The organism is Nostoc sp. XA010 (assembly GCF_020829625.1).
In the GTDB taxonomy this organism is placed as follows: Bacteria; Cyanobacteriota; Cyanobacteriia; order Cyanobacteriales; family Nostocaceae; genus Nostoc.
In genome coordinates, this window is sequence record NZ_JAIVFX010000003.1 from 147,328 (window position 1) to 161,859 (window position 14,532).

Below are 14,532 nucleotides of genomic sequence, written 5' to 3' on the forward strand. Positions count from 1 at the left end.
AAAAAAATAAAGAGAAGCTTTCACAAATGATTTAGGACTGCTATATATTCGCATACTTAGCAACAGGTATAGGACTCATATTTGATTTTTGAACAAAACTCAGTACACCTTTATTCCTTCTTCCTAGTCCCCAGTCCCCAGTCCCCAGTCCCTTACCTCTACGAGTGATTCAGAAATGAAATCGGATTGCTATATTGCTGTAACTAATTGTAAAAATCAAGCACAATAGCCACAAATATAGTAAGATTGCTGACCGCTGAGATCAAATATTTTATTGCTATGACCTGGTTTTCCTTGTCCGTGAAACGGTGGGGTCGGATTACACAATTCCTATCTTTGTTCTGTCTATGTTTATTTTTAGTTGTTAGTTGCGCTCCTCGTCCACAGGTAACTACGCCACCATCAGGTTCTGTAAATAGTCCTACAGGTGATGGTCGTATTACTATAGGTACAACAGCAAAGCCGAGAACCCTTGATCCGGCTGATGCTTATGAGTTAGCATCCTTAGGTTTGGTGTTTAATATGAGCGATCGCCTCTACACCTACGAACCAGGAAGCACGGACATTAAGCCGCAGCTAGCTACAGCGTTACCTAAAGTTAGCCAAGATGCCTTAACTTATACCATTCCCTTACGTCAGGGAGTAATTTTTCACGATGGGACTCCCTTCAATGCCCAAGCAATGGCGTTTACCATCAACCGCTTTATTCAAAATAAAGGAAAACCATCATTCTTACTAGGTGATGTAGTAGATTCGGTAAAAACTACAGGCGAGTATGAGTTAACCTTTAAGCTGAAAAAGCCCTTTGCAGCGTTTCCTTCATTGCTGGCGTTTCCTGGGGTGTGTGCAGTTTCACCGAAAGCTTACGAACTTGGTGCTGGTAAATTTAAGCCGAATATTTTTGTGGGGACTGGTCCTTACAAATTAGGACAGTATGGTACTGATTCAATCCGATTTGATGTGTTTGATAAGTATTGGGGAGAAAAACCAGTTAACAAGGGTGTTAACCTGCAAATTCAAACTAGTCCGGTTAATTTGTTTAATGCTTTCCGTACAGGCGCAATCGATGTAGCTTATCTATCGTTACAACCAGATCAAAATCGTAGCTTGGAAGAAGGTGGTAAAAAAGGGGATTGGCAAGCGATCGCGGCTGAGGGTAGTGTAGTAAGTTATCTGGTATTAAACCGGAATCAGCAGCCTTTAGATAAATTAGAAGTAAGACAAGCGATCGCGTCAATAATTGACCGTCCCCTGTTAAATGAACGGGCGTTACTTGGTCAAGCAGATCCGCTCTACAGCATGATTCCGACGACATTTAATGTTTCCCAGCCATTATTTAAAGATAAATATGGTGATGCTAACTTTGATCAAGCTAAAAAATTGTTAACTACTGCTGGTTTTTCTAAAGAGAATCCGGCAAAAGTACAAATTTGGTATCCTTCTAGTTCACCTACTCGTAGTTTGGCAGCACAGACGCTCAAATCTCTTGTTGATGCCAAAATGGATGGAATACTGCAATTTGAAGTCACCCAAGCGGAAGGGCCAGCCTTCTTTAAAGATATTTCCAAAGGTTTATATCCAGGAGCTTTACTTGATTGGTATCCAGACTTTTTAGATCCAGATAATTACGTCCAGCCGTTTTTGACTTGTGATAAAGGTTCAGTTGCTAAAGGATGCGAAGATGGAGCCAGTCAAACTCAGGGTTCGTTTTACTATAGCGAAGCCATGAATAAACTGATTGATCAGCAACGCAAAGAACTAAATCCCGAATCGCGTCAGAAAATTTTTGCAGAAATTCAAACGCAAGTAGCTACTGATGTACCTTATGTTCCTTTATGGCAAAGTAAAGACTATGTATTTGCCCGAAATGGCGTGAACAGCGTACAACTTAACCCTACCCAAATTCTGGTTTACCAGACAATTAAAAAGTAGTCATTAGTCATTAGTCATTAGTCATTAATAATAACTGTTGACCATTGACTTTTGACTCTTAAGTAAAATGTTTCACGTTCAATATATATCTAGTTAATAGCTAAGATAGTTCCAAAAGCTGCATTTATAATTTTGAATTGCTTATGTCTCGTTCTAAAGCTTTACAATATTACATTGTTTCTCGGTTGCTTCTCGCGCCACTTCAGCTATTAACGATTATCACCATTGTATTTCTCTTACTAAGAGCAACACCAGGAGATCCAGCCGATGCAATTCTTGGTGGACGTGCGCCAGAAGCTGCTAAAGAAGAATTGCGAAAACAACTAGGCTTAAATCTTCCTCTGTGGCTACAGTACCTCAATTATTTGGGAAGCATACTACGTTTTGATCTGGGAACGTCTTTAATGAGTCGAGGACAAAATGTTTGGGACATAATTGGACAATATTTCCCAGCGACGGTGGAGTTAGCAGTATGTAGTATGGCGGTTGCACTCATCGTTGGAATTGCGGTTGGGACTCTTTCAGCTTCTCGTCCTGGTACATATTTTGATGTTGGTGGGCGCTTATTTGGTATCATTACTTACGCACTCCCCATGTTTTGGGCGGGAATGCTTTTACAGTTGATTTTCTCAGTCCAACTGGGTTGGTTTCCCAATTCCAACCGCTTTCCGCCTAATCTTCCGGCTCCGACTACTGTCACTGGATTGTATACAATTGATAGCTTACTCGGTGGAAATTTCACTCAGTTTTTCACATCTTTGCACCATCTTGCCCTACCGAGTCTCACATTAGGAATTTTACTCAGTGGGATTTTTGAGCGAATTGTAAGAGTGAATTTAAAGCAAACCTTGCAAGCAGATTATGTAGAAGCCGCTAGAGCCAGAGGTATTGGTGAAAACAAGATTTTAGCCTCCCATGCTTTAAAGAATGCGCTAATTCCAGTAATTACAGTCTTGGGATTAACCTTTGCTTCTCTGTTAGGTGGAGCGATTTTGACAGAGGTAACATTTTCTTGGCCTGGGTTAGCCAATCGATTGTATCAAGCGATCGCTGATCGCGATTATCCCACAGTCCAGGGAGTGCTAGTATTTTTTGGTGCGATCGTTGTTAGTGCTAGCATTTTAATTGATATTTTAAACGCTTATGTAGATCCGCGAATTCGGTATTAAAAAATCTTATGATGAGTGGATTTGCCAAATTTTATTTCCCCTAATTATCACAATTTCGGTTAGTTCAGTTTTCTGTTTGACTACTACCCCTACGCCTACGTTCTTGTAATTGAAGGTGACGGCATGAACCAGATATGGCAAATTCAGTTGCTACTGACACTCCTTGTCTGCCATTAGATGCGGGTTTTAATTTCCAGTTACGCGCTTGTCTCAAAGTTTCTTCATCCAAGTTACGGTTTCCACTAGAGCGGATAAGGCGCACATTTGTGACATTGCCTTGAGCATCAGTATCTACAGCTATTTGTACTCTGCCTTCTATACGTTTTCCTCTTGCTGACTCTGGATACTTACTACGGCATTCTTGGCAAACTGCACGACTATTACCTAGAGTGTTAATTTTTGGGGGTATTGGCACTGTTGCTACTGTTGAACGGTTTTCTGGTTGATTTCCAGTCTTTAAATCGAGAGCAGTGTTAGAGCCAGAGCCACTAAGGTTATTTGATGGCACTACATTACCGCTAAGGGTGCTGCTCTGGCTGGCTCTAGAATCTCTTACCATACTCAAACACTGTGTTAATTTTTTCTGAGGAGATTCTACTGTCGGAAACTGTTGAGTTTGCATCTTAACTGGCTTAAGTTGTTTAACTTGCTTAGACTTCTCACTTGCTTTTATAAAATGGCCTATATCTGAGAACAGTACGGGAATATGCAACACTAGCGAATTCATTGTACTGTAAGCAAAAAAAACGACAGCAATGCTAGAAAAGCTCATCATCTAAGTCACCCAATTATTAGCGCAAATTACTATAGCAATTAGAAATGATTTGTAAGAGAGAAAAAAGCTGAAAAGCTATAAATACGTACTTTTGATCACCGTATTTTCTCACAATTAAATTCGGATTACTATAGTTAAATGATATTGTAAATTTTTTGACAAACCTATCTTCTCAAACTACGAGGATCAAGTGCATCTCTCAGCCCATCACCGAGTAAGTTGAATGCTAACACTGTAAGAATAATCAGCACAGCAGGCGGCCAAATTAACCAAGGTTGCAGTACTAAAATTGAAGCATTGCTAGCCAGAGAAAGCATATTTCCCCAAGAAGGGTCTGGTTGTTGTATTCCCAAGCCGATGAGACTCAGTATTGCTTCTGCACCAATAAAGCTGGGAATTGCAAGAGTAGCAGAGATAATTACATAACTAGCCGTTTGCGGCAAAACGTGGCGGAGGATAATATAAAGTGGGTTCGCGCCCATCGCGCGTGCCGCTTGGACAAATTCTCGCTCTTTAATTGATAGTACCTGTCCTCGAATCACCCGTGCTAAACCAGCCCAGCTAATAACCGAAGTAATCACCACAATCAGCAAAAAACGCTGGGTACTGCTTAAACCAGGTGGTAAGACTGCTCCCAAAGTTACCAAAAGATAAATACTAGGGAAAGTCATTAGCACTTCTGCCAAGCGCATAATGACGCTATCAGTCACACCGCCTAAATAGCCGGAAATTCCCCCGATGATCAAACCGAGGGGGTAGGTAATGATAATGCCAAAAATTCCGATAAACATACTGATGCGACCGCCATGCAGTAGGCGACTGAATTGGTCGCGGCTTTGGTCATCAGTGCCCAAGATGTTGAAGTTTGCCCCAGTTGTTGTGCCAAATAAATGCCAATTTAAGGGAATACCAGGAAAGATTGTGACCTCATCCCACTTTGGGGGTAAGGGCAAACTCATCTGCAACAATCGGTATTCTGGCCCAGAGACAAATAGACGCAGGGGTGATGGCTTTGTTAAGTCTACAATGAGTTCGCGATCGCCTGTTTCTAAATTCGTGTCTCCCTGAGTCGTCGGGTAAATATACGGCCCGATAAACTGCCCTGACTTAGAAACCCAATGTATCTTAGTTGGTGGCAGCAATGAACCATTGGGCTGTGAAGCATAGGGGTCATAAGGAGCCACGAAATCTGCTGCAATTACTGCTATGTAGAAAACTAACAGCAAAATTGCCCCAAATCGTGCCAAAGGATTTTTCTTGAGTCGTCGCCACCAATCCATAGTAGTTAGGAGTTATAAATTAGGATTTATGAGTTATTAAACTTTTATCTTAATTCATAACTCCTGTACAAACGCGATTAATCGCGTCTCTCTAATTCCCAACTCCTAATTTTTCTAAATACCGTTGCTGTTCTTCCTGTTGTTTTTCATGTTCCACAACAAACACGTTTGAGTAGAGATTAGCCAGAATTTGTTTTCCCTGTTGTGTCAGTGATAGATAATGCAGTCCCTCTTGGATATAGGGATAGACGCCATTCCAGTAAAACTTAGCATAGTTATTACGTAAATCAGCAGGGGTTTTATAGCCTAAAACTTTATTTACTCCAGTTTCTTCAAACTCGTAAAATAAAGAAGTAATTTTCTTCAGATAACGTGGGTCGCTTAGTTGACCAATCAAATCAGCAGCACGGACTAATCCTGCAAAACACCTTGTATCTTGATGATCTTCTGCCGCAGGCACGGGAAATCGAGTCAATTCAATATTGCTCTTAATTGCCTCAGCATCTATTAACTTGTGACCTCCAAAACGTTCATCAATAAAAAGCTTGGCTCTATCAACATGATATGGCGTCAGACTGGCATCAGAAGCACCAGGAGCTACAGAAATCATTTTGCCATTTTTACCTGTGGAATATAAGTTTGCTGTCTCTCGGTCTTGTCGGCAAACTCCCTTAACGTAGCCAATATCATGAGACACCAAGGAAATGATACAATGCAGCCAGTCTTCACTGGAAACACCACCTTCCCTAATGTGTTTGCCACGTAAGATTTCTTGCCCCACCAGGGTTACAAGGACTGTGTGTTCAACATTGTGATAAAGAGCATCGCTATTGGCAATGTTTTCTAAAGCCATGTTACCAGCCCAGGCGATAATGTCCTGATAATCATTTTTGAAGCAGCCGTAGGTGCGACGGTAGCCTTCTCGAATTTCATTTACAAAGGCATCAATTAAAATTTCAGTGGCATTAAACATATCTGGTTACTCTGGTAAATACCAATTATTTATTGATTTGATTTCAAAATTCCATAATCAGGCTCGCCCTTGCTGGGATTTAACCTCACTTTTATTCATTTCTCCTTCTAAAAGAGAGGCTTAAAAAGCTGACTATTTCATCGCTCCCCCTTCGGAGGGAGGCTGGGTAGGAGAGGTTCGTCAAACTCACATGAATTTAAGACAATATATTTTGCTCCTTTGTAACTCATGTGTAGCTGCGGACGCTAGCTTGTCCTATCCCTAAATTGCATAGTAGAGAATGGTTTCCTGATGACACAAAGGCTTCAGAGGAATTATCGATGCCGGACAAAAATATTTATTTGATATAACTTTATACATAAAAGGCTGGATTTTAAATTAGATAAATCTAGATTCGCTTTACTAGTTTTTCATATCTAACCATTGGTTGACGGTGATCTAAATACATATATTGTGTGACCTTGAGTAACTAGATGAGATAAAATAATTTTTGTATCATAATTTACATAAGTTTGTTTAAGCTTTTTTGGCTAGTAATTACTTTTAGAAGGCTTGTTTTATTTATACATTGATATATAAAAGACATTTACTATGAAATGCGTCATAGTTGATATGAAGTAAATAAACTTCAAGTTTTCTTAAGAAAATACCAAGATTGGTATGCGTAGACAGAAAGTGGAGGTAGGACTGTGAGCGATGATAGTGTTTCAGAAGTCGAGGTGAATAAACCTGTAACATCTGAAGATGCTAGCTTTTTGAGCAAATCGGATCAAAAACCAACCAGGGCATGGTTGAAACCATTATTTTTAGGTGCTGGTTTAGGAATTGTGATCGCCTTTGGTGGGATGGGTATATTAAGTCGTCTTTCACCTCGTCAACCAAGCGCGGTAGCGGATAAAAAAGTTAACCCAGCAATGACAGTTACCATCGCCACAGTAGAAACCGCCCGTGTTTTCCGTACCCTCAAAACTACTGGAACTGTTGCAGCACGCGATTTAATTCCAGTTTTACCGCAGACAAACGGCTTACAAATTAAAAGCATCCCCGAAGATGTAAAAGAAGGGACTTTTGTCAAAAAAGGTCAGGTATTGGCGGTGTTGGATGGTTCTATATTGCAAAGCCAAATTAGCCAAGCCAAAGCAGATGTGGAATCAAAACAAGCAGATGTGGAATCAAAACAAGCAGATTTCGCAGCCAAGCAGGCAGATTTGGCATCAAATAAAGCCATAGTCCAGCAAAAAAAAGCAGATTTAGCTCAAGCTAAGGCGAAGTTAGAAGAAGCAACCAAGAATTATCAGCGCTATCAACAACTCGCTGACTCTGGGACCATTAGTAAGCAAGAACTCGATACTCGTTCTTACGCTGTGAAAACTGCTGTAGAAGTTGTGAATCTGTCCCAAGAAAATGTGCGTAGTGCCCAAGCTAATATCGGCAGCGCCCAAGCTAATATTGGTAACGCCCAAGCTATCATCAACAAAGCCAAAGCCGATGTCAAGAGTAGTGCTGCTAGGGTGCAACAACTACAAACTCAGTTGGGACAAACTGTGGTGCGATCGCCCGTTGCTGGAGTAATAGCTGAGAAACTTGCCAGAATAGGCGATGTGACTGGTGTACCGCCGCAAACCCAGGTGGGAACTGTGATTGGTGGCACACAAAAGCTATTTTCGATTATCCGAGATGAGAAGTTAGAACTTCAAGCGAAAGTACCCGAAATTCAACTAAATCAAGTGAAAATTGGGGCATCTGTGCAAATTACTTCTGATGTCGATCAGCGCATGCGATCGCAAGGACGAGTCAGAGAGATACAGCCACAGGTAAACGATCAAAGGCGGGAGGCTACAGTCAAAATTGACTTACCGCCAACAACTTTACTTAAACCAGGGATGTTTGCTAGTGCTTCAATTACTACTAACTCAGGGATGAAGATAGTAGTACCGCAAAAAGCAGTGCAATCTCAAGCAGACTCAAGTGTAATTGTATTCACCTTATCGAGTGGAGATATAGTCCGCAGCCAAAAAGTAGAATTAGGAGATCCTGCCAATGACGATAAAGTGGAAATTAAAAGCGGGTTGCAATTAGGCGATCGCGTCATAGTGGATGGTGCAGGATATCTCAAAGATGGTGATAAGGTTCGAGTGGCAATTTGAAGGGAAGGGGGAATGGGGAGAAATAACCAATGACAAATGACCAATGACAAATGCAAAATCTAAAATTTAAAATTTCCCAATGTCTTTTAATATTTCAGCTTGGTCGATTAAAAAACCCGTTCCCACAATAGTTTTATTTTTAATATTGACAGTTGTAGGTTGGTTCTCCTTCATATCCTTGGGGATTGATACTAACCCAAATATTGATGTGCCGACAGTTTCGATAAAAGTCACCCAACCGGGTGCAGGCCCAGCCGAACTAGAATCTCAAGTGACGAAAAAAATTGAAGATGCCGTCGCGGGGTTGGGCAATATCGATTATATGATTTCCACCGTCAGCGATGGGAATTCTAACACGACAATCAATTTTGTTTTGGGTACAGATAGCGATCGCGCCACCAATGATGTTCGGAATGCGATCGCTCAAATTCGCCAAGATTTACCCCAAGATATCAACGATCCAATTGTGGAACGTCTGGAATTTTCCGGCGGCCCGGTGATTACTTACGCAGTTAAATCAGATCGGCGTTCTGTAGAAGAATTAAGCAATATTGTCGATCAAACCATTAGCCGCGCCTTATTGGGAGTCCGTGGTGTAGCACAAATTCAGCGCGTGGGTGGAGTTGACCGAGAAATTCGGATTAATCTTAATCCAAACCGCTTACAATCTTTGGGTATTACCGCCACCCAGGTAAACGACCAAATCCGTGCTTTGAACATTAACTTACCTGGGGGACGCGCCGAAGTCGGTGGTAGCGAACAAAGTATCCGCACTTTAGGGAGTGCCGCCAGTGTGGATATGTTGAAAACCTACGAAATCCTCTTACCACAAGGCGGTTCCGTACCCTTATCCACCTTGGGAAGCGTAGAAGATAAATTTGGCGATGTGCGTCAAGCCGCCCGCTTGAATAATCAACCTGTGGTAGCTTTCCAAGTATTGCGTAGTACTGGCAGCGTTCTGGTGACTGTGGAACAAGGAGTGAAAGCAGCAGTTAAAGAACTGGAAAAAACCCTTCCCGCAGATGTCAAACTGGATTTAATTTTTACTAGAGCCGATATTGTTCGCCAATCCTACCAAAGCACCATTGATGAATTGATTCAAGCTTCGGTGCTGGCGGTCATCGTTATTTTAGTATTTTTGCGGGACTGGCGAGCAACATTAATTACGGCTGTTGCCTTACCTTTGTCAATAATTCCCACCTTCGCAGTGCAGCAAGCCCTTGGTTACACCCTCAACAACATGACTTTGTTGGCATTAGCACTGGCGGTGGGCAACTTGGTAGATGATGCCGTTGTGGAAATTGAAAACATGGAACGGCACATGGCTATGGGCAAGTCAGCTTGGGAAGCCTCTTTTGACTCTTCTGATGAAGTAGGATTAGCGGTAATAGCAAGTTCAGCGACAATTATTGCGGTGTTTCTGCCCGTTGCCTTTATGGGTGGGATTCCAGGGCAGTTTTTCCAACCATTTGGTGTAACCGTTGCCGTTTCCACAATTTTCTCAACTCTAGTAGCGCGGATGGTTACGCCCATGATGGGGGCATATCTTTTAAAGGAGAACGAAGGGAGTGGGGGAACAGGGAGAACAATAAAATTCTTCAATTTTAAATTTACACTTCCAGGTAGCGGGAACGGAAGTAGAAAACCTATCACTGAAAAGCGTCGGGGTTTTCAACCTTATAGATCGCTCCTAGAGTGGGCGTTACGCCATAGATTGACAACAATGGCGATCGCTTTAGCTTTCTTCATTGCGAGTCTAACGCTGCTTCCCTTGATTCCCAAGGGTTTCGTGGATGATGGCGATTTTGGAATTTCCAACGTATCTATAGAATTACCTCCTGGTTCCACATTAGAAGACGTTAATAAGGTAGTCACACAAGCCACTAACCTCATCCGGCAAAACCCAGTAGTTGAACGTGTACTCGCAACCGAAGAAATCAATTCTGCAAGTCTTGCGATTAATCTCAAACCTAGAGAAGAACGAAATATTTCCCAAAAACAGTTTGAAGAACAAGTACGCCCTTCCTTTGAGCAAATACCAGGAGCTAGAATTAGTTTTCAAAGTCAGTCACCAGGTGACAGTAACAAAGGTTTATCAATTGTCCTCAGAAGTGAAAATCCCGAAGCGTTAAATCAAGCTGCTAATGCCCTAGAAAAGCAGATGCGATCGCTAGCCGGATTAGTGGAAGTGTCTTCTACTGCGAGTTTGGTTAAACCAGAGATTTTGGTAATTCCTAACCCGCAACGGGCAGCAGATTTAGGGGTGACAGTGCAAGCGATCGCTCGGACTGCTTCTCTTGCTACCATCGGCGACAATGAGGCCAACTTGGCGAAATTTAATTTAAGCGATCGCCAAATTCCCATTCGTGTGCAAATCGATCCAACAGCGCGGGCTGACATCAACACAATCACAAATCTGCAAGTCCCCAGTCAAAATGGTAGATTGATTCCCCTCATCGCAGTTGCAGACATCCGTTTTGGGAGTGGACCTGCAACCATCAACCGTTACGATCGCGCCCGTCAAGTTGCCGTAGAAGCCAATTTGCAAGGGATTTCTTTGGGAGAAGCAGTAGAAACAATCAACAAACTACCTGTGATGCAAAACTTACCGCCAGGGGTAGTACAGCAACCATCCGGTAGCGCCAAAATTATGCAAGATATTTTCGGGCGCTTTGGCGGTGCATTAGGGCTGGCATTAATGTGTATCTATGCAATTCTGGTGCTGTTGTATAACAACTTCCTGCATCCGTTGTCGATTATGGCAGCGTTGCCCTTTTGTTTAGGCGGCGCACTGGTAGCCTTAATGGTTGCTCAAAAACCCTTGGGAATATATGCCTTGATTGGTGTCGTGTTGCTGTTGGGAATTGTCACCAAAAACTCCATTCTGTTAGTGGACTATACAATCATCAACATGCAGGAAGGTAAAACCCAACGTCAGGCACTTGTCGAATCGGGTGTGTCACGTCTGCGTCCGATTTTAATGACTTCTTTGGCAACGATCGCAGGGACTCTGCCTTTAGCATTAGGAATTGGTGCGGGTTCTGAAGTTCGCCAACCAATGGGAATTGCCATCATGGGCGGTTTCACAACTTCCACCCTGCTGACACTAGTGGTAGTGCCAGTGATATTTAGCTACATTGACAACTTCCAAACTTGGATTATGGATAGATTGCGCTATGGCTTTGGTAAGAAACCATCGCGTTAATAATAAAAATAATAAAGACGCGATAAATCGCCGTCTCTACAATCAAATCGTATTGCTTCCGCCCCTGTGCCTCTTGTGCGATCGCATTTACCAATGGGAATCATAACAAACAGATTCACCTAGAGTAAATAACCAATGGCTTACCAAAACATTACCGCTTCCCTTTCCGCAGCAGATATCCAAGAAATTAAAGCAGCCTTTGCGACTATTGAAGCAAAGTTACCCTTTCTCGTGACTCTGAGTGCAGAAGAACGACGCAACTTATTTAAGATGGGCGATAAAAGACTAGCTTTTGTCAACAATAGCCTGATTGCTGCCCAATCTAACCGAGACATTTTACCAGCCAGCTTTGATTTAGACGAATTTGTGCGGGATTATCAACTAGCTGCTAACCTCACCGAAGTTTTGATTGGACTGCGACAACTGACAGAACAGGTAGATGATACCCTGATGGCAGTCGGTAGCGAAGCAATGGGTAGCAGTTTGACAGTTTATGATTATGTGAAGACTGCTGCTAAGAAAACTCCAGGTTTAAAAACTATTGCTGAACAGTTAGGCGAACGGTTTAAAGCTATAAAAAGTAAACCGGCAAAACCTGCATCTAATTCATAGGTGTAAACATTGCCAGATCCTCATGTAGAGACGCGATTTATCGCGTCTAAAAAACTGGCATGTTAGAGAGACGGGATAAATCGCCATCTTTACAGAGAATATACTCGTCAATTATTCCTTGACAGACTAATATTTTCGATTTGTGTGTACACTGTAGCTCCGACTCGGAGAGGGACGGACTTAAACTTTAGTTTAAGGCAGCAAGAGGTTTATCAAATTTACGTCAAATGAGTCTTTGATACTCGTAAATGAACCTCAGAGCTTCGTGAATGAACCTCAAAGCTTCGTCGATGAACCTCAGAGCTTCGTCGATGAACCTCAGAGCTTCGTGAATGAACCTCAAAGCTTCGTCGATGAACCTCAGAGCTTCGTCGATGAACCTCAGAGCTTCGTGAATGAACCTCAAAGCACCGTCGATGAACCTCAAAGCATCGTCGATGAACCTCAAAGCTTCGTTAATGAGTCTTTAATACCCGTCCACAAGCATTAGAGGCTCTAAATCAGGAATTAGGAATTGCAAGCTTGGTATTATACCGATAGCCGCGGTAATCTGCCGCCTTGCCCTGATTTATGCTCATAACTCCCCGCCACACTAACAAGCTCTCCGTCTTTTTCCTTTTTTGTTTCACCCTACTCCTAACTTTCTTCCTCTCTCTACCTTGGGTAAACGCCAAAGAAACCCCCAAACGCAAACCCCAAGATTGGCAGATTAACGGTATATCAGCAGCCCTTGATGATGGACATGACCAAGTTAAGATATATGCTCTGGATAAATTAGTTGAATATGATCTGAAAGATTTAAAATCCCTGGTGAAGAAACCAGAGGATATTGCCGAAAAAGCTGCCAAAATCCTCAAGGATGAAAAGGTGGACGCCGACGTTCGTTCAAGTGCGGCATCGGCATTGGGCAACTTGGGAAACGCCGCAGCCAAGTATCTCCCTGACATCCTCAATATCCTCAAGGATGAAAAGGTGGACGCCTACGTTCGTTCAGGTGCGGCATCGGCATTGGTTTTTCAAAGCCAGAAACACCATCATCGCTCACATTGCCTTTTGGCTTGCCCTCATTTTTGCCTACCCCAAATTTCCTCAAGTCCAAGCCATCTTCTTCTGGAACCCTTGGGTACGCCGGATTCTCGGCGTCGGCTATGTCGGCTTTCTCCTCACCTGGTTTCCCCCCTTCCGGCGCAAATTATTTGAACCCTTCAAACCTTCCCTATTAGCCGATGCCGGGTTAGATAATTTTTATGACCAATCATACTTCCCAGAATCTAAAGTCAAAGTTCCCCCATCTGGAGACATCCAGCCAATTACCGCAGCCTTACCCAGTATTCAAGGACAAATTATCTTAGAAGGAGATTCCGGCTTAGGCAAGTCGATGTTTCTCCGTCATCTCTTGCAAAACTCCCAGCGCATAGTCGTTTATCTCCCCGCCCAAAAGTGTCATAAAGGCGTAATTGAAGCCATCCAAGACAAGCTACACGGACAAGCCCAAGATGCCGGCTTCCTGAAAAACCTCATTTACAGTGGCGCGATAGATATCTGCATCGACGGACTCAACGAAGTCACCGCCGAAACCCGCGCCAAAATCTGCCAGTTTGTCGAAAGCTATTTCCGGGGCAACATTATCATGACAACCCAGCCCCTAGAGTGGACACCCCCCTCAACAGCCAAAACCTACTACTTGCAGCCCCTTGAGCAACAACAAATTCAAGAGTTTTTGATCTCCCGTCAGCCGCGACTCCCCAAAGATGCCAAAATTCAAGGTGCTGATTACGAAAAAGCCTGCACCAATTATTTAAAAGAAGTCCTCAATAACCAGCAAGCCAAAGAAGAGTTAGATGGTGTCCGCCGAATTCTTTCCAATCCAATGGATCTAACTGTGGTAGCACTGATGTTATCACAAGGTAAACAGCCAAACTTATTTCGCCTGCAAGAACAGCAATACAACCTGATGGCGGCAGAATACCAGCAAGAATGGAAACAAGAATTTCCGCTCAAAAGATTTTCCGCCGCCGTCTACCAAATGCGACTCGAAGACAAACAAGCCTTACCCGCCGATGAATTTCATCAAGTTGCCAAGTCTTTAGAAGACGAAAAATACAAAATGGTAGTCAGCCGTCAGTGGCAAGATGAAAAAGGCGAAGCGAAGAAAGAATGGTACTTCCGCCACGATAAAATCATGGATTTCTTCTTAGTGCAAAACTTTCTGGGCGAAACTGATACAGCCGAAGGACTATTAGTTGATAGAATGGGCGATCCGCGTTTTCGTGGTGTTTATTTCTTGCTAGCAACGTTACTTCCTTTAGATGCAGCCAAAGAACTGCGAGAAAAATTGATTCAATACGCCGCCGACACCAAAGACAACACGGTAAGTAATACTTTTGTGCAGTTGTTGAGAACTAGATAAGTGGGGGATTGGGCAATAATAAAAGAACC

Annotated in this window: 9 protein-coding genes and 1 pseudogene; 7 read left to right on the forward strand and 3 right to left on the reverse strand. The window is 42.8% G+C overall.

Features of this window, described 5'->3' with window-relative positions:
* Positions 1-279 precede the first annotated feature (279 nt).
* Together LC608_RS06105 and LC608_RS06110 are read left to right on the forward strand one after the other, a co-directional pair.
* The gene (locus LC608_RS06105) at positions 280-1,932 is read left to right on the forward strand and encodes an ABC transporter substrate-binding protein (protein ID WP_229552680.1); all 1,653 of its coding nucleotides are present in this window, start codon (positions 280-282) and stop codon (positions 1,930-1,932) included.
* Between the two features lie 143 nt (positions 1,933-2,075).
* Positions 2,076-3,101, forward strand: coding sequence for an ABC transporter permease (locus tag LC608_RS06110; RefSeq protein ID WP_118169532.1), 1,026 nt, complete (start codon positions 2,076-2,078; stop codon positions 3,099-3,101).
* Between the two features lie 64 nt (positions 3,102-3,165).
* On the opposite strand, the gene LC608_RS06115 is transcribed toward LC608_RS06110, so the two are convergent.
* The 3 genes from LC608_RS06115 to LC608_RS06125 all read right to left on the reverse strand — a co-directional run bounded on the left by LC608_RS06115 (position 3,166) and on the right by LC608_RS06125 (position 6,129).
* Entirely contained in the window at positions 3,166-3,876 is a 711-nt protein-coding gene (locus LC608_RS06115; protein WP_229552681.1) for an energy transducer TonB, read from the reverse strand.
* 164 nt (positions 3,877-4,040) lie between these two features.
* Entirely contained in the window at positions 4,041-5,156 is a 1,116-nt protein-coding gene (locus LC608_RS06120; RefSeq protein ID WP_229552682.1) for an ABC transporter permease, read from the reverse strand.
* A 91-nt stretch (positions 5,157-5,247) separates the two neighbouring features.
* Positions 5,248-6,129: an Npun_R2479 family HD domain-containing metalloprotein gene (locus LC608_RS06125; protein WP_109009623.1), complete on the reverse strand. Its 882-nt coding sequence runs from the start codon at positions 6,127-6,129 to the stop codon at positions 5,248-5,250.
* Between the two features lie 689 nt (positions 6,130-6,818).
* Between LC608_RS06125 and LC608_RS06130 the strand changes: the two genes are divergently transcribed.
* The 5 genes and pseudogenes from LC608_RS06130 to LC608_RS37475 form a co-directional block, all read left to right on the forward strand.
* Positions 6,819-8,276, forward strand: coding sequence for an efflux RND transporter periplasmic adaptor subunit (locus LC608_RS06130; RefSeq protein ID WP_229552683.1), 1,458 nt, complete (start codon positions 6,819-6,821; stop codon positions 8,274-8,276).
* Positions 8,277-8,355: 79 nt separating this feature from the next.
* A complete protein-coding gene (locus LC608_RS06135; RefSeq protein WP_229552684.1) occupies positions 8,356-11,481 on the forward strand; it encodes an efflux RND transporter permease subunit in 3,126 nt (1,041 codons plus the stop codon).
* Positions 11,482-11,616: 135 nt separating this feature from the next.
* Positions 11,617-12,093 (forward strand): hypothetical protein, encoded by a 477-nt coding sequence (locus LC608_RS06140; protein WP_229552685.1) that lies wholly within the window; start codon positions 11,617-11,619, stop codon positions 12,091-12,093.
* A 265-nt stretch (positions 12,094-12,358) separates the two neighbouring features.
* Positions 12,359-12,583, forward strand: coding sequence for a hypothetical protein (locus LC608_RS06145; RefSeq protein ID WP_229552686.1), 225 nt, complete (start codon positions 12,359-12,361; stop codon positions 12,581-12,583).
* A 516-nt stretch (positions 12,584-13,099) separates the two neighbouring features.
* Positions 13,100-14,503 (forward strand): annotated as a pseudogene (locus tag LC608_RS37475) (NACHT domain-containing NTPase); the annotation flags it as partial.
* Positions 14,504-14,532 lie beyond the last annotated feature (29 nt).

Excerpts from the sequence above, each read along its gene's own strand:
- LC608_RS06105 (WP_229552680.1), top strand. The coding sequence starts at position 280 with ATGACCTGGTTTTCCTTGTCCGTGAAACGGTGGGGTCGGATTACACAA.
- LC608_RS06110 (WP_118169532.1), top strand. The coding sequence starts at position 2,076 with ATGTCTCGTTCTAAAGCTTTACAATATTACATTGTTTCTCGGTTGCTT.
- LC608_RS06115 (WP_229552681.1), bottom strand. The coding sequence starts at position 3,876 with ATGATGAGCTTTTCTAGCATTGCTGTCGTTTTTTTTGCTTACAGTACA.
- LC608_RS06120 (WP_229552682.1), bottom strand. The coding sequence starts at position 5,156 with ATGGATTGGTGGCGACGACTCAAGAAAAATCCTTTGGCACGATTTGGG.
- LC608_RS06125 (WP_109009623.1), bottom strand. The coding sequence starts at position 6,129 with ATGTTTAATGCCACTGAAATTTTAATTGATGCCTTTGTAAATGAAATT.
- LC608_RS06135 (WP_229552684.1), top strand. The coding sequence starts at position 8,356 with ATGTCTTTTAATATTTCAGCTTGGTCGATTAAAAAACCCGTTCCCACA.
- LC608_RS06140 (WP_229552685.1), top strand. The coding sequence starts at position 11,617 with ATGGCTTACCAAAACATTACCGCTTCCCTTTCCGCAGCAGATATCCAA.